This is a genomic window from Geobacillus sp. FSL W8-1251, from assembly GCF_038005945.1.
In the GTDB taxonomy this organism is placed as follows: Bacteria; Bacillota; Bacilli; order Bacillales; family Anoxybacillaceae; genus Geobacillus; species Geobacillus stearothermophilus.
In genome coordinates, this window is record NZ_JBBOUF010000001.1 from 2,481,451 (window position 1) to 2,502,058 (window position 20,608).

Below are 20,608 nucleotides of genomic sequence, written 5' to 3' on the forward strand. Positions count from 1 at the left end.
TGAGTATTATGAAGGAGGTGCGATGCATGTACGCAATTATCGAAACTGGTGGCAAACAATTGAAAGTGGAAGAAGGCCAAGAAATTTACATTGAAAAATTGGATGCCAATGAAGGCGATACGGTCACGTTTGACAAAGTGTTGTTCATCGGCGGGGAAACGGTGAAAATCGGAAACCCGACGGTCGAAGGCGCAACCGTGACGGCGAAAGTGCAAAAACATGGCCGGCAAAAGAAAATCATCGTCTTCAAATATAAAGCGAAAAAGAACTATCGCCGCAAACAAGGCCACCGTCAGCCGTACACCAAAGTCGTGATCGAAAAAATCAACGCATAAGATGATTCGCGTCACGATTGAACGGGAGGCGGACGGCTGCATTCGCGCGTTTACGATGGAAGGGCATGCCCATTTTGCGAAACGCGGAGAGGACATTGTATGCGCCGGTGCTTCGGCGGTTTCGTTCGGCACGATCAACGCCATTGAGGAGCTCACCGGCGTCCGCCCGAATGTGTCGCTCGGCCAAGACGGCGGCTATCTTCGCTGTGAGCTTCCGGAGCTGGAAGAAGCAGCGACGGCAGAAAAAGTGCAGCTTTTGCTCAAAGCGATGGTCGTCTCGCTGAAGACGATCGAACGCGATTACGGAAAATTCATCCGTGTAACATGGAAGTAGCAGGAGGTGACTGCCATGCTGAGACTCGATTTGCAATTTTTCGCTTCGAAAAAAGGGGTCGGTTCGACGAAAAACGGCCGCGACTCGATCGCGAAACGCCTTGGCGCGAAACGCGCTGACGGCCAATTCGTCACGGGCGGCTCGATTTTGTACCGCCAACGCGGAACGAAAGTCCATCCGGGCTTGAACGTCGGCCGTGGCGGCGATGACACGCTGTACGCCAAAATCGACGGCATCGTCCGTTTTGAACGGCTCGGCCGCGACCGCAAACGCGTGAGCGTCTATCCGGTCAGTCAAGAAGCGTAATATTGTTTCGAAAAACTCTAACCGTGGCGGTTAGAGTTTTTCTTTTTCCCCTCGAAAAACCGCTCCCGTTCGCTGTCAGAAAATGCTATAGTAAAAGTAAACTGTCCTCTCTAAAAAGGGAGAAGGAAACAACAGGCGGCGCGGGAAGCTGCGCTGCATTGAATAGGGGAGCGTTGCATGGAAAAGCGATGGACTGTCGTCGAAGTGATGCGCCATGCCCGCCATGACTGGCTGAACAAAATCCAGCTCATTAAAGGCCATTTGGCGCTCAATAAAGTGGAGCGGGTGCAAGAAATCATCAACGGCATTATCGGCGAAGCGCAGCAGGAAACGCGGTTAACGAACTTAAAGGCCGAACGGTTTGCTGAGCTGATGATGACGTACAACTGGGAGCCGCACCCGATTTTTCTTGAGTATGAAATTGTCGGCGGCGAGGCTGATTTGTCGCCGTATGACGAACAATTGAGCGAATGGTGCCGCCGGTTTTTTCGTCTGCTTGAGGCGCAGGCCGATGAGCAGGCGGAAAACCATTTATGCGTGACGATTGAGATTGCGGATGGGCGGGTGGGGCTCTTTTTTGACGGCCGCGGCGCATGGCGGGATGGTGATGCCATTCGCGCCTGCCTCGAGCGCTGTGAGCCATCAGCACCGCTTCGGCTCGTGTCGTTTGCTGTCGGGGCGGACGAATTGACGGTGGAGCTCGAGCTGCCGCTCGGCTCCGGGTCGCCTTATTGGTAAGCACATATTGACAGCATTGAATTGGCTCTGTATACAATAATAAATATTAGCTACACTCATTTTGTCATGATGGAAGCGAATCGGAGGAACAGCCATGTTTGTCGATCAAGTGAAAATTTATGTAAAAGGCGGGGACGGCGGCAACGGCATGGTCGCGTTCCGCCGGGAAAAATACGTCCCGAAAGGCGGTCCGGCCGGCGGGGACGGCGGCAAGGGCGGCGACGTCGTCTTCGTCGTGGACGAAGGGCTGCGAACGCTAATGGATTTTCGCTACCAGCGCCATTTTAAAGCGCCGCGTGGCGAAAACGGCATGTCGAAAAACCAGCATGGGAAAAATGCGGAAGACCTGCTCGTCAAAGTGCCGCCTGGGACGGTCGTTATCGATGCCGATACAAATGAGGTGCTCGCCGATTTGACGGAAGCCGGACAGCGGTTTGTCGTCGCCAGAGGCGGGCGCGGCGGGCGCGGCAACACCCGGTTCGCGACTGCGGCCAATCCGGCGCCGGAAATCGCCGAAAACGGCGAACCGGGCGAAGAGCGAAACGTCATTTTGGAATTGAAGCTGCTTGCCGATGTCGGGCTTGTTGGCTTCCCAAGCGTCGGCAAATCGACGTTGCTGTCGGTTGTTTCCGCCGCGCGGCCGAAAATCGCGGAATATCATTTTACAACGCTTGTGCCCAACCTAGGTGTTGTCGAAACAGAAGACGGCCGCAGCTTTGTCATGGCCGACTTGCCGGGGCTGATTGAAGGCGCCCATCAAGGGGTGGGGCTTGGGCATCAGTTTTTGCGCCATATTGAACGGACACGCGTCATCGTCCATGTCATCGACATGGCGGCGGTGGAAGGACGCGACCCGTATGACGATTACGTCGTCATCAACGAGGAGCTGAAACAGTACAATTTGCGCTTGACCGAGCGGCCGCAAATTGTTGCCGCCAATAAAATGGACATGCCAGGTGCCGAAGAAAACTTGCGCCGCTTCAAAGAGAAAGTCGGCGAGGCGGTGCCGATCTTTCCAATTTCAGCCGCGACAAGGCAAGGGGTGCGCGAGCTTTTGTTTGCCATTGCGGATTTATTGGAAACAACGCCGGAGTTCCCGCTCCATGAACCGGAAGAGCCGGCTGTGCAGCGTGTCGTCTATAAGTATGAGAAAGAGAAGCCGCCGTTTACGATCACCCGCGGCAGCGACGGAGCGTTTATTCTATCTGGCGATAAAATCGAAAAGCTGTTGAAAATGACCGATTTTTCGCGTGAAGAATCGGTGCGCCGCTTCGCCCGCCAGCTGCGGGCCATGGGGGTGGACGATGCGCTGCGCGAGCGCGGGGCGCAAGACGGCGACACCGTCCGGCTGCTCGATTACGAGTTTGAGTTTGTCGACGACTGGGATGAACGGTAAAAAGCGGGGGAAGGTGCGGTGGAGAAAAAATTTTACTTGGTGCGCGAAGATGTTCTGCCGGAAGCGATGAAAAAAGTCGTGCTGGCTAAGCAGCTGCTTGAGCGGAAAAAAGCCGCCTCGGTCGCCGAGGCGGCGCAACTTGCGAACATCAGCCGCGGCGTCTTTTACAAATACCGCGACGCCATTTTTCCGTTTCAGGCGGTGACGAAAGAAAATATCGTGACGTTGTTTTTCCATTTGGAAGACCGCTCGGGCACGCTGTCACAGCTGCTTGGCGTCGTGGCGGCGGCCGGCTGCAACGTGTTGACGATTCACCAGACGATCCCGCTGCAAGGGCGGGCGAACGTGACGCTTTCCGTCAGTACGAACGATATGCATGAAGACATCGATGACCTGTTGGGGAAGTTGAGAAGGCTTGAATTTGTCGAAAAAGTGGAAATTGTCGGTTCAGGAGTGTATTAAAGCAAGGGAGAGGCAAGCGAAATGAAAATCGGCTATTTAGGACCGAAGGCGACGTTTACCGAAGCGGCGGTCGCGGCGCTGTTTCCGTCGGAGCCGCGCGAGCCGTACAATACGATTCCCGACTGCATCGACGCCGCCGCCGCTGGGGAAATTAAGGCGGCCGTTGTGCCGCTTGAGAATGCATTGGAAGGGTCGGTCAACTTAACGCTCGATTATTTGATTCATGAACAGCCGCTGCCGATCATCGGCGAAATTGTCGTCCCAATCGAGCAGCATTTGCTTGTGCACCCGTATCATGCCCCACACTGGCGCGAAGTGAAAGAGGTGTACTCGCACGCACACGCCATCGCCCAATGCCGCAAATTTTTACATACGGTGCTCAAAGGCGCCAGTCAAGTGCCGATGACATCGACGAGCGCTGCCGCCAAATTTGTGAGCGAACACCCCCACTTGCCGGCGGCCGCGATCGCCAACCGGCTCGCTGCCAACGAATATGGGCTGGTGATCGTCCAAGAGAATATTCACGACTATGACTACAACCATACGCGCTTCATCGTTGTCAGCCGGCGGAATGAGCCGCTTTCGCCCAACTCGCCGCTTTATGCCGGCGACAAAACGACTGTCGTTGTGATGTTGCCGCAAGACCATCCTGGCGCGCTCCATCAGGTGCTGTCGGCGTTTGCCTGGCGGCGGCTCAACTTGACGAAAATTGAGTCGCGTCCGGCGAAAACAGGTCTCGGAAACTACTTTTTCATCATTGATATCGACGCGCCGCTCGACGAGGTGCTCATTCCGGGAGCGATCGCCGAAATCGAAGCGCTCGGCTGCACGGTGCAGCTGTTGGGCAGTTATCCATATTATTTTGCCTAAAACAGGTGAAAAACGCGAACGGTGTGTTCCTGTCCGCGTTTTTTTCTTTACGTGCATGCGGTTTCCGTTTAGGCTTCAATTAAAAAGCCGGCTTGTTTCAAAGCGTGGCAGGCGGCATCCAGTTTCAGCGGTGAGTCGGCCTCAAGCGTATGCAAATGCGTCCCATCCGTCAACTGAAGCAAATACGACGATTTCGTCGCTTCGATTTTGGCGATAAACTGGTCCACTTCCAGGCGGTTGCTGACCATGATCGACGCGGTCAAGTCGCCGTAGACCGGATGTTCGATTTTGACGTCTTTCACCGTCACGCCGCAGTCCACGAGCAAATACAGCTCTTCTTTCGTCCGCTCGGGTGTATGGAAGCAGGCGACCGTTCGCGTATACGTTTTGGCCGGCTCAGCCGGCTTTAAATACAGATATCCTTGGCTTGTCGCGATAATCGGTTCGTTGCGCGCCTTTAACAGCGAAATGTCTTGGACGATCACCTGGCGGCTGACGTTCGTTTTCGCCGCCAACTCGGCGCCGGTAAGCGGTGTGTCGCTTTCTTTCAGCCACTGCAAAATGAGCTGGCGCCTTGCTTCCCCTAAAATTTTCTTTTCCTCCTTCATCCTGTCCATCCCCCCTTTTGCGGCAAGATCATCTGTTCGAGCGTGGATACGAGTTCGTCAATGTCAGATTGTGTCGTCGCCATGCCGAAGGAGATGCGGACGAACTGCTTCGCTTCTTCCGGCGTTTTTCCGACGGCGAGCATCGTCCGCGACGGCGCCTGCTGTCCAACCTGGCAGGCGCTGCCGGTGGAAATGGCGATGCCGGCGCGGTTGCATTCGAGCATCACCAGCTGCCCGTCCAACCCGTTAACGGTCAAACCGACAATGTGGGCGAGCCGGTAGTCGGGATGGCCTTCGACCGTGATCGGCAGCTGTTTGACGGTGATGGCGTCAAGCAGCCGGCGGCGCAGCCGTTCGAAGTGCGCTTGCTCGCTTTCCATCCGATCGTACAGCTGCTTTGCGGCTGTGATGAAGGCGGCGATGCCCGGCACGTTGACCGTTCCCGGGCGAAAGCCGGATTCATGCGTCGCTCCCCGAAACACCGGACTCCAATGGCGGCGCGGATCGATATACACCGCTCCGACGCCTTTCGGCCCGTACACTTTATGGGCGGACACCGAGATGCTGTCAATCGCCATGGCTTTGACGTCTAGCTGTATTTTAGCAAAAGTTTGGACGCAATCGCTATGGAAAAGGACGCCGCGCGCCCGCAGCAGGCGGCCGATGTCGGCAAGCGGCTGGGTGGTGCCGATTTCCGAGTTGGCGTGCTGGATGGAAGCGAGAATCGTCTGCGGCGTGATCGCCCGCTCCAAATCTTCGAGACGGATGCGTCCAAAACGGTCGACCGGCAAGTAAGTGACACGGTACCCCTCTGTTTCCAACTGTTTGAACAGATGATGGAGAGAGGCGTGCTCGATTTCCGTCGTAATCAAATGATTTCCGTTCTGCCGGCGGGCGGCGACGAGCGAACGGACCGCGAGCACGTTCGCTTCCGTGCCGCCGCTTGTGAAATACACCCCTTCCGCTTCCCCGTTGATCATGGCGGCCAACTCGCGCCGGCATAAGGTGAGCAGTTGTTTTGCTTTCGTTCCGATGTCATGCAGGCTGCTTTCGTTGCCAAAATAAACAGCTGCTGCTTCGGCGTAGGCCGCAATGGCTTCTTGGCACATCGGTGTAGTCGCTGCATAGTCCAAATAAATCATCGTTTCCCGCCTCACTTCATTTTTTTCAGCCAACCTCTTGCCATTAGTTTAAATATGTGTAAATATAGATGTCAAGACAGTAGGAAAGAAAGGAGCGTCCAAACATGGGAGAAGGCGGCGTTGTGATTGTCGGCAGCGGACTGGCGGCGTTAACGGTCGCTTACTATTTGCCGCGGCATGAAAATGTGATGATCTTCACAAAGAAAGGCCGATCGGACAGCAACTCATGGCGGGCGCAAGGCGGGGTGGCGGCGGCGTTGGCGGAAGGAGATGGTTGGCGCAGCCATTTTCACGATACAATGACCGCCGGTTGTCTCCATAACGATGAACGAATGGTTGAGCTCATCGTCCGCGAGGGGCCGGAGCGGCTGCAGGAATGGATGAACGCCGGCATGGCGTTTGATCTCGACGAATCAGGCCGGATTTCTGTCGGTCTTGAGGGCGGGCACAGCTTCCGCCGCATTTTGCATGCCGGCGGCGACCAAACCGGAAAGGCGCTCGTTTCGTTTTTGCTTCAGCAGCTGAATGACCGTGTGCCGATCGTCGAGGGGGAACAAGTGATTGACTTGTTGATCGAAGACGGCCGTTGCGTCGGGGTGAAAACGAAGCGGGAAGACGGCCGTGTTTCGGTCTGGCGTGCGTCCGCTGTCGTATTGGCGTCCGGCGGCTGCGCGGGGTTGTACACGTTTACTTCGAATGCGCCAACGGCAACAGGCGACGGCATTGCCATGGCGTATCGCGCCGGTGCGGCGGTGGCGGATATGGAGTTCATCCAGTTTCATCCGACGATGTTGGCCGCCATGGGAAAAGCGGTCGGGCTTGTATCGGAGGCGGTGCGCGGCGAGGGAGCGGTGTTAGAGACGGAAGACGGGCGGCGCGTGATGGACGGCGTCCATCCGCTTGGCGATTTGGCGCCGCGCGATATCGTCGCGCGCGCCATCGCTGCCGAGATTGACCGCGGCGGCTGCGTCTATTTGAATATTTCCGCTGTCCCCCATTTTCGCCGCCGCTTTCCCACGATTGCCGCGCTGTGCGAAGCGCATGGGATCGATTGGGAAGCCGGCCGGCTTCCGGTCGTGCCGGGCGCCCACTTTGTCATGGGCGGCATCGTCGTCAATGAGTGGGGGCAGACGACCGTACCGGGTTTATACGCTGTCGGGGAAGCGGCATGCACCGGCGTGCACGGCGCCAATCGGCTTGCCAGCAATTCCTTGCTTGAAGCGATTGTATTTGGCGCCCGCGCCGCCTGTTCGATCAGCCGCCGGGACGACTGGCCGGCGAAAGGAGGGCGCGCCCGAAGGTCCAATTGCCCATTCGGCCCGACGCTGCCGGAGCGGGCGTTGATTCGCGAACAGCTGTCTACACGCGTCGGCATCGTGCGTGATGGCAGCCGGCTTCGTGAGGCGGTTGATTGGCTGGAACAATTTTCTCTGCCGTATTGGCTTGAAGGTGATGTCGAGACGTTGGCGGCCGAGGACATCGAAACAGGGTATATGCTGCTTGCCGGGTGGCTGATCGCCTCTTCGGCGCTTCGCCGCACAGAAAGCCGCGGCGGCCATTACCGGAGCGATTTTCCGCATCCGCATCCGAGCTGGCAAGGGCGGCGCCTCGTGCGGACGAAAGAAGAATGGGCCTGTTTGCCGGCTGGACGGTGAATGAGCCAAGTGAACAAAGAGGGGGATGGGACATGAACGAGGTAAAGCTTGAGCAATTGCTGCGGCAGTTTTTTCTTGAAGATATCGGCGATGGCGATATCACATGTGAAACGGTTTTTCCCGCTGATGAGCGGGCGGCGGGCGTGTTTGCCGCGAAAGCGGACGGGGTCATAGCAGGCGTCGGCATCATTGCAGCCGGATATCGGCTGCTTGATCCGCGCGTCGAAGTATCGATTATGAAACGGGACGGCGAGCGGGTCGCAGCCGGCGAAGCGATCGCCGCTGCATCCGGCCCGGTCAGAGCGCTGTTGTCCGGCGAGCGCGTCATTTTGAATTTGCTTCAGCGCCTAAGCGGCATCGCCACCGTGACGCGCCAAGCCGTCGATTTGCTCGGTGACAGTCATACGCGCATTTGCGACACAAGGAAAACAACTCCCGGGCTGCGCATGCTTGAAAAGTATGCCGTCACGTGCGGGGGCGGCTACAACCATCGCTTTGGCTTGTATGATGGCGTCATGATCAAAGACAACCATATCGCCTTTTGCGGATCGATCGCCGACGCGGTCAAAGCGGTGCGGGAGCGGCTCGGCCATATGGTGAAAATCGAGGTGGAAACGGAAACGGAAGCGGAAGTGCTCGAGGCGGTCGAAGCGGGGGCAGACGTCATTATGTTTGACAACCGGACGCCGGATGAAGTGCGTTCGTTTGTCCGGCTCGTGCCAAAGCCGATCATCACCGAAGCGTCCGGGGGAATTACGCTCGCCAACGTAGCAGCGTACGGCGCGACCGGCGTCGACTACATTTCGCTCGGATGTTTAACCCATTCCGCTCGAGCGCTTGACATTAGTTTTGATTTACAATGACGGGGGGAGAAAATAATGAACGTACTGGAGCAGCTAAAACGGCTCGATGACATGCCAGAGCGCTATAGAACGATGGAAAAAAGCGAGCTCGAGGCCCGCGCTCGGTCGATAAAAGAGCGGCTCGGCCGCCGCTTGTTTATCCCTGGGCATCACTACCAAAAAGATGAAGTCATCCAGTTTGCCGGTGCGACCGGCGATTCGCTTCAACTGGCCCAACTGGCGGCAAAAAACGATGAAGCGGAGTATATCGTATTTTGCGGCGTCCACTTTATGGCGGAAACGGCCGACATTTTGACGAGAGAGGAACAAGTGGTCATTTTGCCCGATATGCGCGCTGGCTGTTCGATGGCCGATATGGCTGATCTTTTCCAAGTCGAGCGGGCGTGGGCAGCGCTCACGGATCTATTTGGCGAAACGATCATCCCGCTTGTGTATGTCAACTCGACGGCGGCGATTAAAGCGTTTGTCGGCCGCCATGGCGGGGCGACGGTGACGTCATCCAACGCGAAAAACATGGTCAAATGGGCGTTTTCGCAAAAAGAGCGGGTTTTCTTTTTGCCGGATCAACATTTAGGGAGAAACACCGCCTATGCGCTCGGCGTCAGTCTCGATGAGATGGCGGTCTGGGATCCGCGTGAAGAGTCGCTGCAATGCAGCGGGCCGGTTGACAATGTCAAAGTCATCCTTTGGAAAGGGCATTGCTCGGTGCATGAAAACTTCACCGTCCGGCAAATCGAACAAATTCGGAGGACGAAACCGGAAATGAACATTATCGTTCACCCGGAATGCAGCTGGGAAGTCGTCCAGCAGGCGGATTACGCCGGATCGACGAAATATATTATCGAAATGATCCGCAACGCCCCGCCCGGCAGTCAATGGGCCATCGGGACGGAAATGAACTTGGTCAACCGGTTAAAGAACGAACATCCGGATAAGGAGATTATTTCTTTAAATCCGTACATGTGTCCGTGTTTGACGATGAATCGGATTGATTTGCCGCATTTCGTTTGGGCGCTTGAATCACTGGAACAAGGTGTGGTCGTCAACCGCATCACCGTTCCGAACGAAGTGGCCTGTCAGGCGAAAGCGGCGCTTGACCGCATGCTTGCTCTTGCCTAGTTCCCCAACCCGGCGTGACGGAATCGCTTCCGTCCGGCCGGGGATTTTTTTATCATAAATGGGCGCTCATCGTCATACATTGTGTTGAAAGACGATATCGGGAAACAAGCATCGGTCGGATAGAGTGCAAACAGTATCGGTGTAGGAGGGGGAGCGGAGTGAAAATCCATATTGTTCAGAAGGGAGATACTCTTTGGAAAATAGCCCAAAAATATGGGGTTGATTTTGAACAATTGAAAAAAATAAATGGGCATGTAAGCGACCCGGATATGATTATGCCCGGAATGAAAATCAAAGTGCCGACGGCGGGAGTGCCGGTCAAAAAAGAAACAAAATGGCAGGCGCCGCCGAAAAAAGCGAAAATAGAAGAGCACCCATACGCGGAAGCCAAGCCGTTCGTTTCGATCGACATTGATACAGAGTTCGGCGCCGTTGCTCCAGAAGGCAAAACGCCGGCGAATGACGCACCGGCCAACGAAGCGTCGAAAGCGGTGGTGAAGGAAGCACCGAAGGCGCCGGTGAGCGAAGCGCCGAAAGCGGCGGTGAAGGAAGCACCGAAGGCGCCGGTGAGCGAAGCGCCGAAAGCGGCAGTGAAGGAAGCACCGAAGGCGCCGGTGAGCGAAGCGCCGAAAGCGGCGGTGAAGGAAGCACCGAAGGCGCCGGTGAGCGAAGCGCCGAAAGCGGCAGTGAAGGAAGCACCGAAGGCGCCGGTGAGCGAAGCGCCGAAAGCGGCGGTGAAGGAAGCACCGAAGGCGCCGGTGAGCGAAGCGCCGAAAGCGGCAGTGAAGGAAGCACCGAAGGCGCCGGTGAGCGAAGCGCCGAAAGCGGCGGTGAAGGAAGCACCGAAGGCGCCGGTGAGCGAAGCGCCGAAAGCGGCGGTGAAGGAAGCACCGAAGGCGCCGGTGAGCGAAGCGCCGAAAGCGGCGGTGAAGGAAGCACCGAAGGCGCCGGTGAGCGAAGCGCCGAAAGCGGCGGTGAAGGAAGCACCGAAGGCGCCGGTGAGCGAAGCGCCGAAAGCGGCGGTGAAGGAAGCACCGAAGGCGCCGGTGAGCGAAGCGCCGAAAGCGGCGGTGAAGGAAGCACCGAAGGCGCCGGTGAGCGAAGCGCCGAAAGCGGCAGTGAAGGAAGCACCGAAGGCGCCAGTCAGCGAAACACCGAAAGCGACGGGGAAAGGGGAGCTGAAAGTACCTGTCAACGAAACACCAAACGCACCAGTAAATGAAACACCGAATGTGCCGGTCAATGAGGCGCCAAATGCCGCGAACGCCGAGGGAGCGAAAACGCCGACTGTCGAACCGCCGTTTGTGCATACGATCCCGCCGGCCGCTGCGTCCTCTCACGTTTCATTTGCCAAATCGTTGTCGAATCTGCCGCCGATTCCGCCGAAGCCGAGCAATATTTTACCTGGCATTATGAAAGAGGAAACAGGAGAAAGCCCGGATAAACTGAAAGGGGAGCAGATGGAACCGGAAAGTGATGAAGCGCCGCCGCTTCCGAACATTCCATACGTTCCGGTCGCGCCGCCGCCAGCGCCGGCGTTTGGCAGTGATCAAGGATGTGTGCCGGTGACGCCGATTTTGCCGGGGCCAGGGTTTTATGTGCCGCCGTTGCCAGCGATGCCGCCGTATTCTCCGCTGCCCAATCCGCCGGCCGGGGAAAGCCCAGAAAGCGGTGCAGCACCTTATCCAGGCATCAGTGAAAGCAGCAGTGAATCGGCGGAGTCCCCACCGCTTCTTGGGCCGGGTGGACATGGGGCTGCCATCCCGCCGACGCCGCCAGCGGGAGCCGCTTTCGCTTCGCCGGGATACGCGCCGCCCGGGGTGTATGCGCCTCCGGCTGGGTATCCGCCAGTTGCCTATATGCCTGTATATTCGCCGGTTCCGCACTATGGGGGGTATGCACCGCCTGGCGTGTACGTGCCGCCGGCTCCATACGGGTATGCCCCACAACAGGCGGCGCCGCTTCCGTGGCCGGGCGTCGTCTACCCGACAAGCCCGCCTGGGTATGCGCCTTCGCCTGCTCCGCCGGCCGCCAGCCCGCGCCTGTTTGCCGGGCCGCCGGATGAGGAGAGCGAACATGGTGAAGAACAATAATCCAATCGAAAGAGACGCCGTCGGCCGTCTCTTTTTTCTTCTTGACCGCCAATATCGGCTTGTTATTCAACAAGTTGTGGCATTGAAACCGCATGTCTTCGCCATTGCCGCCCGGCAAGGAATGTTTGTCGCCAAAGCGTATCGCTTTCCTGTTGCGGCCGCGCGGCACGCCTGGCTTCTTGCCGCATTAAGGAAGACCGGTTTTTCCGACGCGCCGGCCCCTATGCCGATCGGGCGCGGAGGAGTGGTTGAAGCCGGCGGATGCTATTGGCTGCTGACGGAATATGTAGCCGGAGCGCGTCCAATCTCGTTTGCCGCTTGGGCTGACGCCGCTGACGGACTTCATTTGCTCGAACGTTACCATACCATAACGGCAAACATCGCCAGCAGCAAGCAGGAGGCGATAGGGCTACCGCGTGCGCAGCTGTATGACAAATGGCGGCGCTGCTATGAGGAGTTTTGCCGACATTTGCCTGTTGTTGAAACGATCATGGACAAAGAAGACATTTTATTTACGCTGCGCTGGGCGGATTACTGTCTATCAACGTGTCGCGAGCATGCTCCAGAGTTGACGGAGGATTCTGCTGCCATCATTCATGGTGATGTCGCCTCCCATAATTTTTTGCGCACCACAACCGGCCAGATGTACCTCATCGACTATGACGCGGCCGCTCTTGCCTCGCCCGGGCTTGACTATTGCCAATACGCCAATCGCCTCTTGCCGTATATCGGTTGGTCATATTCAACACTCGCCCGTTTCGCTCCGCTTCGCCGTTGGTTGGAAAAACGCTGGTTTTTGCATGCGCTCTTATTTCCGGCTGATGTGTTTCGTGAATGGCGGTCAGCCGCCGCGCGCCGCCGCCCTCTTGTGTTTGACCGCAAGCGGAGAGAACGGTTTGTCCGTAGCCTTTATGCTATGCTACAATGAGAAATGGAATCTTTGGAAAAGGAGTCGAGGGCGGATGCAAGAAAAAATTGACAAACTCGTGCAATGGTTGCGTGACCAAGTCTCATCAGCCGGTTTAAACGGGGCGGTCGTCGGCATCAGCGGCGGCATCGACTCGGCGGTTGTCGCCCATTTGATTAAGCGTGCCTTTCCGGACGATTCGCTGGGGCTGATCATGCCTTGCAAAAGCAATCCGAAAGATATGGAAGATGCGCTGAAAGTGGTGAAAAGCTGCGGCATCCGGCATTTGGTCATCGATTTGACCGAGGCGCACCGGACGTTGTTTGGCGCGGTCGAGGCCGAGCTGAAAGCCATCGGGGAATGGAGCGAAGAGCGCGCGCGCCTCGGAGATGCGAATACAAGGGCGCGTTTGCGCATGACAACGTTGTATGCGGTCGCCAACAATTACGGCTATCTCGTCGTCGGTACGGACAACGCCGCCGAATGGCATACGGGCTACTTTACGAAATACGGTGACGGTGGAGTCGATTTAGTGCCGCTCATTCACTTTACAAAAGGCGAAGTGCGCGAAATGGGTCGTCTGCTCGGCGTCCCGGAAGAAATTATCAAGAAAGCTCCAAGCGCCGGACTGTGGGAAGGGCAGACGGATGAAAGCGAAATGGGCACGACGTATGAAATGATCGATAAATATTTAAAAGGGGAAGAGATTCCAGAACGCGATCGGAAAATTATTGAACGGCTTCATGAACGTTCGCATCATAAACGACAGTTGGCGATTGCGCCGCCGAAGTTTTAAGCTGTCATCTCGTTGGGTTGAACTAACAGCGATAAACCCCCCGCGTTTGCCGCAAGCTAAACGTAAGGCTGGCTTCATGCCAGCCTTGGGCGAAGGAAACCAAGGGGGGTTTTCCATTGAGATACGCGGTCAGATGGATCGGCGTGTTGTCGGTCGCCGGATTGCTCGCCTCATGCACCAACTACCGGGCGAATGAGGAAGGGGCGCAGCGTTATCATGATGCGGCGAGACCGATCGGTTTTTACTCGACGGAGCGAGGCGACGATTTCCGCTATGGCCAATATGGGACGAATGCGCTCAATTATGACAACCGTTATATATGGGCGCGCCGCGGTCCGGTCACCGATTATTTGACGGACGACGGCCGCCTCGGAGGACCAGCAGCGACCCGGTTTGACACGGACGTTCCGGCTCTTCCGCCCGACGTCGATTTCGGTGACAGTGATTACAACTACCATGGGCATTTGCACTCGCTAAACGTCGATCCGCACCCGTCGTACTACCGAAGCTATGCCGGCGGTTTGGCTGAGAAGCTTTCCCGCCGCGCCGCAGCGGTGAACGGAGTCGACGATGCCCGCGCGGTTGTGTATGGCGATCAGGCGCTCATCGCGATTGCCACAGACGCCCGCCATCCCAAGCGGCTTGAGAAGCGTGTCGAGCAAGCGGTCGCTCCGTACGCGGACGGCAAGCGGGTGCGCGTCACCTCGAATCCGAGCATGTACCACCGCATTCGCACGATTGACAACGCGCTTCGACGCGGGACTCCAATCAATATGGAAGAAATCCGCCGTGATTTGCGCACCATTTTTATCGATGGCACGATTCAAGAACGGCCGGAAAACACTCGGTGACAAACCGAAAAAGGCGTCCCAAAAAAGCGGGGCGCCTTTTTTCATGGCTGCTCCTTCGCTGGAGCTGGCTGACAATTTCCGCGTTTTTTGCTATAGTAATAATCGGAACATTCCGTTGCGATGAGAGGAGAACTGTCGATGGCTGGACATTCGAAGTGGAAAAATATCCAACGGCGGAAAAATGCTCAAGATGCCAAACGCGGCAAACTGTTCATGAAACTGGCGAAGGAAATTTATGTGGCCGCCAAAAGCGGCGGAGGCGATCCAGCGTCCAATCCGAGCCTGCGCCTTGTCATTGAGAAGGCGAAAGCGGCCAACATGCCAAGCGAAAACATCGAACGGGCGATTAAAAAAGCAACTGGAACCCAAGAACATACCAACTATGAGGAAATTCGCTACGAAGGATATGGACCAGGCGGCGTTGCCGTCATGGTCGTTTGCCTGACCGACAATAAAAACCGCACTGCCGCAAACGTACGCGCCGCTTTTTCGAAAAACGGCGGCAATTTAGGGGAAACGGGTTGCGTCTCCTATTTGTTCGAGCGCAAAGGGCTGCTCGTGATTGACCGCGAACAGCATAACGTTGATGAGGATGAATTGCTGCTGTTGGCCATTGAAGCGGGCGCCGAGGAGATGGAAACAACGGACGAATCGTTCGAAATTTATACAGCGCCCGAATCGTTTGAAACGGTGAAAGACGAGCTGGAACAGCAAGGATTCACGTTTGCCAGCGCGGAAATTACGATGATTCCGCAAACGTATACGACGCTTGAGGGCGACGATTTGAAAAAAATGCTGAAGTTGATCGATACGCTTGAAGATGATGATGACGTCCAAGAAGTGTACCATAATTTGGACGAATCGGTGCTTGAGGAGTAGCGACGTCCGTCGGCGAAGCCGGCGGATTTTTTTGTACATACGTTCGAAGGTCGTGGAACATAATGGAATATGATGATCGAGCGCCGTTGGCTCGAATCCCCGCCCCACTTTTTGGATCGGCGGCAGCTTGCTTGGCAAAAAAGCTGATGGATCAAGGAATAAAATGGCGTCCGCTGGTAAAACTAGTGGCGTAAAGGAACCATCATCCGAGAAGAGAGGAACAAACGATGCGAATTCTTTCCCTCATAATGTGGATCGCCGCCATCGTGTTACCGGTTCATTCGGCCTCCGCCGCACCGGTTAAGATGACGATTGTGCTCGAGCGGCAATACTTGGACGGAGAGATGAGCGAAGAGAAAGTCACCGAAACCGTCGATTCGATGACAGAAATATGGAAAAAATATCGCGGTTGGCAACTCGTGACGCTCGATGATCAGACGATCGTGTTTCTCAAAACAATCAACGACATTTCGCCGTTGTTAAAAACAAACGGCTACTTCGGAATTACGGACGATGGCACGTTGTCTATCTTCAACGGCAAACCGGGCCAGTCGAGCGAAATCATCCAGTCGTTTTTCCAAATCGACGTGCAAAAGCTCGAAAGCCGTCAGCAAGAAAAGCTGAAGAAAGGAATTCGCGTCCTCTCGAAAGAACAATACGAACAAGTGATTGAAATGTACCGCCATTTTGCGGTTGTCCAGTAAAGCGGCAACAATCCCGTGGTGCGATGCGCATCACGGGATTTCTTTTTGCTATAATGAAATCATATGATACAATGAAAGGACGAGAAAAGGAGAGGAGCATCCATTGATCGAGTTTATCCGCGGGTACGTCGACTACGTCTGCCCGGAATATATCGTCATTGACCATCATGGCATCGGCTACGAAATTTTTACGCCGAATCCGTTTGCCTTTCGCGAGAGCCGCGAGGCGGTGGTGACGGTGTATACATACGAATATGTGCGCGAAGATGTGCACGCTTTATACGGGTTTTCCACGCGCGAAGAGCGCAACTTGTTCACTAAGCTGCTTCAAGTGTCTGGCATCGGTCCGAAAGGGGGTCTTGCCATTTTGGCGGCCGGGCGTCCGGATGAACTGGCGCGGGCCATCGAGGAAGAAAACGAGGCGTTTTTATGCAAGTTTCCAGGCGTAGGCAAAAAGACGGCTCGGCAAATGATTTTGGATTTAAAAGGGAAGCTCGGAGCGCTTGCGGCGCCGGCGGCTGCACGTTCGGCCGCCCCGCTTTCCGGAGAGCTGGCTGAGGCGGTCGCTGCGCTCAAGGCGCTCGGTTACGCCGAGCGGGAAATTGAAAAAATCATTCCGGCGCTCCGCAGTGAAGCGATGTCGACGGAGCAATATGTGAAGCGGGCGTTGGCACTCTTGCTCAAGTAAGGAAAGGAGGAAACCAAGAAGGGAGGGATGGCGATGGATGACCGGATCGTATCCAGCGCTGCCCTAGGCGGCGAGGCGGCATTGGAACCGAGTTTGCGTCCGCAATATTTGCATGAGTATATCGGGCAAGATAAAGTGAAAGAAAACTTGCGGGTGTTCATTGAAGCGGCCAAGCTGCGCGAGGAGACGCTTGACCATGTGCTGCTGTATGGGCCGCCGGGGCTTGGGAAAACGACGCTGGCCGTGATCATCGCCAATGAAATGGGCGTCAAGCTGCGAGCGACATCTGGACCGGCGCTCGAGCGGCCGGGAGATTTGGCGGCGCTTCTCACTTCGCTTGAGCCGGGGGATGTGCTCTTTATTGATGAGATCCACCGGCTGCCGCGGGCGGTGGAAGAGGTGCTCTATCCGGCGATGGAAGATTATTGCTTAGATATCTCGATTGGCAAAGGGCCGGATGCGCGCACGCTTCGCCTCGACTTGCCGCCGTTTACGCTCGTCGGGGCGACGACGAGAGCCGGGGCGCTGTCGGCGCCGCTTCGCGACCGGTTTGGTGTCATCAGCCGGCTCGAATACTATCACGTCGACCAACTCGCCCAAATCATTGAGCGGGCGGCGGCCATCTTGCAAATCGGCATCGAGCGCGAAGCGGCGCTTGAGCTTGCCCGTCGGGCGCGCGGCACGCCGCGCATCGCCAACCGTTTGCTGCGGCGCGTCCGCGATTTTGCGCAAGTGCGCGGGGACGGTGAAATTACCCTGCCGCTCGCTGTCGAGGCGCTCGAGCGGCTGCAGGTCGACCGGCTCGGGCTTGATCACATTGACCATAAGCTGCTTTTAGCGATCATTGAGAAGTTCGCCGGCGGCCCGGTCGGGCTTGAAACGATGGCGGCGGTGATCGGGGAAGAGGCGCAGACGATTGAAGAAGTGTATGAGCCGTATTTGCTGCAAATCGGTTTGCTGCAGCGGACGCCGCGCGGGCGCGTCGTCACGCCGGCTGCGTATGCCCATTTCGAAATGGAGGTTCCGAAGCGGTGAACAGCTTGCCAAAGTTGATCATGACGATCGGCGTTGTGCTCATCATTGTCGGGTTTGTCATGCAGTTTGTCAAACTCGGCCGCTTGCCGGGGGATATCGTCATCCGCAAAGGGAATATGACGTTTTATTTTCCCGTTGTGACATCCATCTTGCTGAGCGTTGTGTTATCGTTGATTTTTTACGTACTCGGACGATTTCGCTGAAGGAAGGAGAACTGCGTCAACTACCCCCACTTAGCTAACGCTTGAAGTGGGGGCTTGCAACTCCCCAGAAGTGCAAACGGACTTCGTCCTCCTTCCTTGACTTGGGGTTGCATCAGGGGGCAGGTTGACGACTACCCAACGACGCAGGTCATGCCTGCATCGTTACCGATTCTCTCGGTGTGTCTGTTGGCAGTACTTGGCTTCCACACACAACAGACGGACCTACGCTCGATGTTTTACGGTTACAACGTTTCCTGTAACCAACTCCATACATCGAGTAGCCGTGATTGGAGTGCCTTTATTGAACGGTTTTCTCCACGCCTTTATTATATCATACACAAAAGAAAGGGGGGAACGCGCATTCCTCTCCCACTTACTCCCTTTGGTCGTTGAAGTGGGAGTCTCCTGCGCGAAATAGGATGAAAGTCGATTTGTTTGATTTTCATTTGCCGGAAGAGTTGATTGCGCAAACGCCGCTTCCAGACCGGGCGGCATCAAGGCTCATGGTGCTCGATAAACGAACGGGCGCCATTCGCCATGAAACGTTTCGAAACATTATTTCGTACTTGAATCCGGGCGATTGCCTCGTGTTAAACGATACGCGCGTCATGCCGGCGCGTCTTTACGGCGAAAAAGAGGAAACGGGCGGGACGGTGGAAGTGCTGCTTTTAAAGCACCTTGACGGCGACCGTTGGGAGACGCTCGTTAAGCCGGGCAAACGGGTCAAGCCGGGGACGAAGCTCACCTTTGGCGGTGGGAAGCTTCAAGCCGTCTGCCTCGATACGCTGGAACACGGCGGGCGAGTGCTTGAGTTTTCGTATGACGGCCTGTTTTATGAAGTATTGGCCGAGCTTGGCGAGATGCCGCTGCCGCCGTACATTAAAGAAAAGCTCGACGACCCGGAGCGGTATCAGACGGTGTACGCCCGTGAAATTGGTTCGGCAGCGGCGCCAACCGCCGGTTTGCATTTCACCGAAGAGCTGCTTGACGCCATTCGCGAAAAAGGGGTGCATATCGTCTTCATCACCCTTCATGTCGGGCTTGGCACGTTTCGGCCAGTGCAAGTGGACGAAGTCGAGAAGCACGATATGCACGCCGAATTTTATCAAATGAGCGAGGAAACGGCTGAGACGTTAAACCGCGTCCGGGAGCAGGGCGGCCGCATCATCGCCGTCGGCACGACGTCGACACGGACGCTCGAGACGGTCGCCGGCAAACATAACGGCCGATTTGTTGCAGAAAGTGGCTGGACCGACATTTTCATCTATCCGGGCTATGAGTTCAAAGGGATTGATGGGCTGGTGACGAACTTCCACCTGCCGAAATCGACGCTCATCATGCTCGTGAGTGCGCTCGCCGGGCGCGAAAATATTTTGCACGCGTATCAAGTAGCGGTCAAAGAGCGATACCGCTTTTTCAGCTTCGGTGATGCGATGCTCATCATTTGAGAAAGGAGAAGAGCACGTTGACGACACCGATTCGCTTTGAACTGATCAAAACGTGCCGGCAGACGGGCGCGCGCCTTGGCATCCTCCATACGCCGCACGGCTCGTTTGAAACGCCGATGTTTATGCCGGTTGGGACGCTCGCCACGGTCAAGACGCTGTCGCCGGAAGAGCTGAAGACAATGGGGGCCGGCGTCATTTTAAGCAACACCTATCATCTTTGGCTGCGCCCGGGGCATGACATTGTCGCGGAAGCGGGCGGATTGCATGCGTTTATGAATTGGGATCGCGGCATTTTGACGGATTCCGGCGGCTTCCAAGTGTTCAGCCTCAGTGAATTCCGCCGCATCGAGGAAGAAGGCGTCTATTTCCGCAACCATTTAAACGGCGATAAGCTGTTTTTATCGCCGGAAAAAGCAGTCGAGATTCAAAATGCGCTTGGCGCCGACATCATCATGGCGTTTGATGAGTGCCCGCCGTATCCAGCGACATATGAATACATGAAACAGTCCATCGAGCGGACGAGCCGTTGGGCGGAGCGCTGCTTGAAGGCGCACCGCCGCCCGAATGAGCAAGGGCTGTTTGGCATCGTCCAAGGCGGTGAATATGAAGATTTGCGCCGGCAAAGCGCCCGCGATTTAGTGTCGCTCGATTTCCCGGGCTATGCGGTCGGCGGGTTGTCGGTCGGCGAGCCGAAGGAGGTCATGAATCGGGTGCTTGAGTTTACGACGCCGCTTCTGCCGGCGGACAAGCCCCGCTATTTAATGGGCGTCGGTTCGCCGGATTCGCTCATCGACGGGGCGATCCGCGGCATCGACATGTTCGACTGCGTATTGCCGACGCGCATCGGCCGCAACGGCACCGTGATGACGAGCGAAGGACGGGTGGTGATCAAAAATGCCCAGTACGCTCGCGACTTCTCGCCGCTCGATCCGAACTGCGACTGCTACACGTGCCGGAACTATACGCGTGCGTACATCCGCCATCTCATCAAATGTGATGAAACATTTGGCATCCGCCTCACGTCTTATCATAACGTCTATTTTTTGATAAAATTGATGGAGCAGGTGAGACAAGCGATCCGCGAAGATCGACTCGCCGATTTCCGTGAGGAATTTTTCGAACGCTACGGCTTCAACAAGCCGAATGCAAAAAACTTTTGACGACCGGAAAGGAGGG

23 protein-coding genes and 1 other annotated feature (1 of these 24 cut by a window edge) are annotated in these 20,608 nt (G+C 56.2%); of the genes, 21 read left to right on the top strand and 2 right to left on the bottom strand.

The features are described from left to right. Positions 1–11 (top strand) — a sequence feature (ribosomal protein L21 leader region); it begins 69 nt to the left of the window's first position. A 15-nt stretch (positions 12–26) separates the two neighbouring features. The 7 genes from rplU to pheA all read left to right on the top strand — a co-directional run bounded on the left by rplU (position 27) and on the right by pheA (position 4,441). After that, positions 27–335: a 50S ribosomal protein L21 gene (gene rplU, locus NSS88_RS13025; RefSeq protein ID WP_033010949.1), complete on the top strand. Its 309-nt coding sequence runs from the start codon at positions 27–29 to the stop codon at positions 333–335. 1 nt (position 336) lies between these two features. Further along, positions 337–669 (top strand): ribosomal-processing cysteine protease Prp, encoded by a 333-nt coding sequence (locus tag NSS88_RS13030; RefSeq protein WP_033010951.1) that lies wholly within the window; start codon positions 337–339, stop codon positions 667–669. A 15-nt stretch (positions 670–684) separates the two neighbouring features. Continuing rightward, the gene (gene rpmA / locus NSS88_RS13035) at positions 685–975 is read left to right on the top strand and encodes a 50S ribosomal protein L27 (RefSeq protein WP_008881065.1); all 291 of its coding nucleotides are present in this window, start codon (positions 685–687) and stop codon (positions 973–975) included. 177 nt (positions 976–1,152) lie between these two features. Beyond that, entirely contained in the window at positions 1,153–1,713 is a 561-nt protein-coding gene (locus tag NSS88_RS13040) for a sporulation initiation phosphotransferase B (RefSeq protein WP_033010953.1), read from the top strand. Between the two features lie 94 nt (positions 1,714–1,807). Then, entirely contained in the window at positions 1,808–3,109 is a 1,302-nt protein-coding gene (obgE, locus tag NSS88_RS13045; protein WP_049624752.1) for a GTPase ObgE, read from the top strand. Between the two features lie 18 nt (positions 3,110–3,127). After that, complete coding sequence (locus tag NSS88_RS13050) at positions 3,128–3,571, top strand: ACT domain-containing protein (RefSeq protein ID WP_033010955.1); 444 nt, start codon at positions 3,128–3,130, stop codon at positions 3,569–3,571. A 21-nt stretch (positions 3,572–3,592) separates the two neighbouring features. Continuing rightward, on the top strand, positions 3,593–4,441 hold the full coding sequence (gene pheA, locus NSS88_RS13055) for a prephenate dehydratase (RefSeq protein ID WP_033010956.1): 849 nt from the start codon (positions 3,593–3,595) through the stop codon (positions 4,439–4,441). Positions 4,442–4,509: 68 nt separating this feature from the next. Here pheA and NSS88_RS13060 read toward each other — a convergent pair whose 3' ends face one another. Both NSS88_RS13060 and NSS88_RS13065 read right to left on the bottom strand, forming a co-directional pair. Next, on the bottom strand, positions 4,510–5,049 hold the full coding sequence (locus tag NSS88_RS13060; protein ID WP_033014264.1) for a transcription repressor NadR: 540 nt from the start codon (positions 5,047–5,049) through the stop codon (positions 4,510–4,512). Further along, the gene (locus tag NSS88_RS13065; RefSeq protein ID WP_047819372.1) at positions 5,046–6,191 is read right to left on the bottom strand and encodes an IscS subfamily cysteine desulfurase; all 1,146 of its coding nucleotides are present in this window, start codon (positions 6,189–6,191) and stop codon (positions 5,046–5,048) included. The genes NSS88_RS13060 and NSS88_RS13065 overlap by 4 nt, the downstream gene beginning before the upstream one ends. Positions 6,192–6,295: 104 nt before the next feature. Here NSS88_RS13065 and nadB point away from each other — a divergent pair, with 104 nt between their 5' ends. From nadB to tgt, 14 genes are all read left to right on the top strand, one after another. Next, positions 6,296–7,846, top strand: coding sequence for an L-aspartate oxidase (gene nadB / locus NSS88_RS13070; RefSeq protein WP_049624751.1), 1,551 nt, complete (start codon positions 6,296–6,298; stop codon positions 7,844–7,846). A 32-nt stretch (positions 7,847–7,878) separates the two neighbouring features. Then, positions 7,879–8,709 (top strand): carboxylating nicotinate-nucleotide diphosphorylase, encoded by an 831-nt coding sequence (gene nadC, locus NSS88_RS13075; protein ID WP_049624750.1) that lies wholly within the window; start codon positions 7,879–7,881, stop codon positions 8,707–8,709. 15 nt (positions 8,710–8,724) lie between these two features. Next, a complete protein-coding gene (gene nadA, locus NSS88_RS13080) occupies positions 8,725–9,828 on the top strand; it encodes a quinolinate synthase NadA (protein WP_049626406.1) in 1,104 nt (367 codons plus the stop codon). A 158-nt stretch (positions 9,829–9,986) separates the two neighbouring features. Further along, entirely contained in the window at positions 9,987–11,921 is a 1,935-nt protein-coding gene (safA, locus tag NSS88_RS13085; protein ID WP_341084962.1) for a SafA/ExsA family spore coat assembly protein, read from the top strand. Further along, complete coding sequence (locus NSS88_RS13090; protein ID WP_049624747.1) at positions 11,905–12,849, top strand: phosphotransferase; 945 nt, start codon at positions 11,905–11,907, stop codon at positions 12,847–12,849. Before safA ends, NSS88_RS13090 begins: the two co-directional genes overlap by 17 nt. Before the next feature lie 34 nt (positions 12,850–12,883). Next, the gene (nadE, locus tag NSS88_RS13095) at positions 12,884–13,624 is read left to right on the top strand and encodes an NAD(+) synthase (RefSeq protein ID WP_033014805.1); all 741 of its coding nucleotides are present in this window, start codon (positions 12,884–12,886) and stop codon (positions 13,622–13,624) included. 116 nt (positions 13,625–13,740) lie between these two features. Further along, a complete protein-coding gene (locus NSS88_RS13100; RefSeq protein WP_033014804.1) occupies positions 13,741–14,475 on the top strand; it encodes a YhcN/YlaJ family sporulation lipoprotein in 735 nt (244 codons plus the stop codon). A gap of 138 nt (positions 14,476–14,613) precedes the next feature. Then, a complete protein-coding gene (locus NSS88_RS13105) occupies positions 14,614–15,354 on the top strand; it encodes a YebC/PmpR family DNA-binding transcriptional regulator (protein WP_014196414.1) in 741 nt (246 codons plus the stop codon). A 227-nt stretch (positions 15,355–15,581) separates the two neighbouring features. After that, a complete protein-coding gene (locus NSS88_RS13110) occupies positions 15,582–16,058 on the top strand; it encodes an intercompartmental signaling factor BofC (protein WP_049626408.1) in 477 nt (158 codons plus the stop codon). Between the two features lie 103 nt (positions 16,059–16,161). Further along, the gene (gene ruvA, locus NSS88_RS13115) at positions 16,162–16,746 is read left to right on the top strand and encodes a Holliday junction branch migration protein RuvA (protein ID WP_033014800.1); all 585 of its coding nucleotides are present in this window, start codon (positions 16,162–16,164) and stop codon (positions 16,744–16,746) included. Between the two features lie 33 nt (positions 16,747–16,779). After that, positions 16,780–17,781 carry a Holliday junction branch migration DNA helicase RuvB gene (ruvB, locus tag NSS88_RS13120; protein WP_033014842.1) on the top strand — a complete coding sequence of 334 codons (1,002 nt, stop codon included), beginning with the start codon at positions 16,780–16,782 and terminating at the stop codon, positions 17,779–17,781. Next, entirely contained in the window at positions 17,778–17,984 is a 207-nt protein-coding gene (locus tag NSS88_RS13125) for a DUF2905 domain-containing protein (RefSeq protein ID WP_013524224.1), read from the top strand. Before ruvB ends, NSS88_RS13125 begins: the two co-directional genes overlap by 4 nt. A 419-nt stretch (positions 17,985–18,403) precedes the next feature. Continuing rightward, a complete protein-coding gene (gene queA / locus NSS88_RS13130) occupies positions 18,404–19,432 on the top strand; it encodes a tRNA preQ1(34) S-adenosylmethionine ribosyltransferase-isomerase QueA (RefSeq protein ID WP_033014798.1) in 1,029 nt (342 codons plus the stop codon). 17 nt (positions 19,433–19,449) lie between these two features. After that, entirely contained in the window at positions 19,450–20,592 is a 1,143-nt protein-coding gene (gene tgt, locus NSS88_RS13135; RefSeq protein ID WP_033014797.1) for a tRNA guanosine(34) transglycosylase Tgt, read from the top strand. Positions 20,593–20,608: the final 16 nt, after the last annotated feature.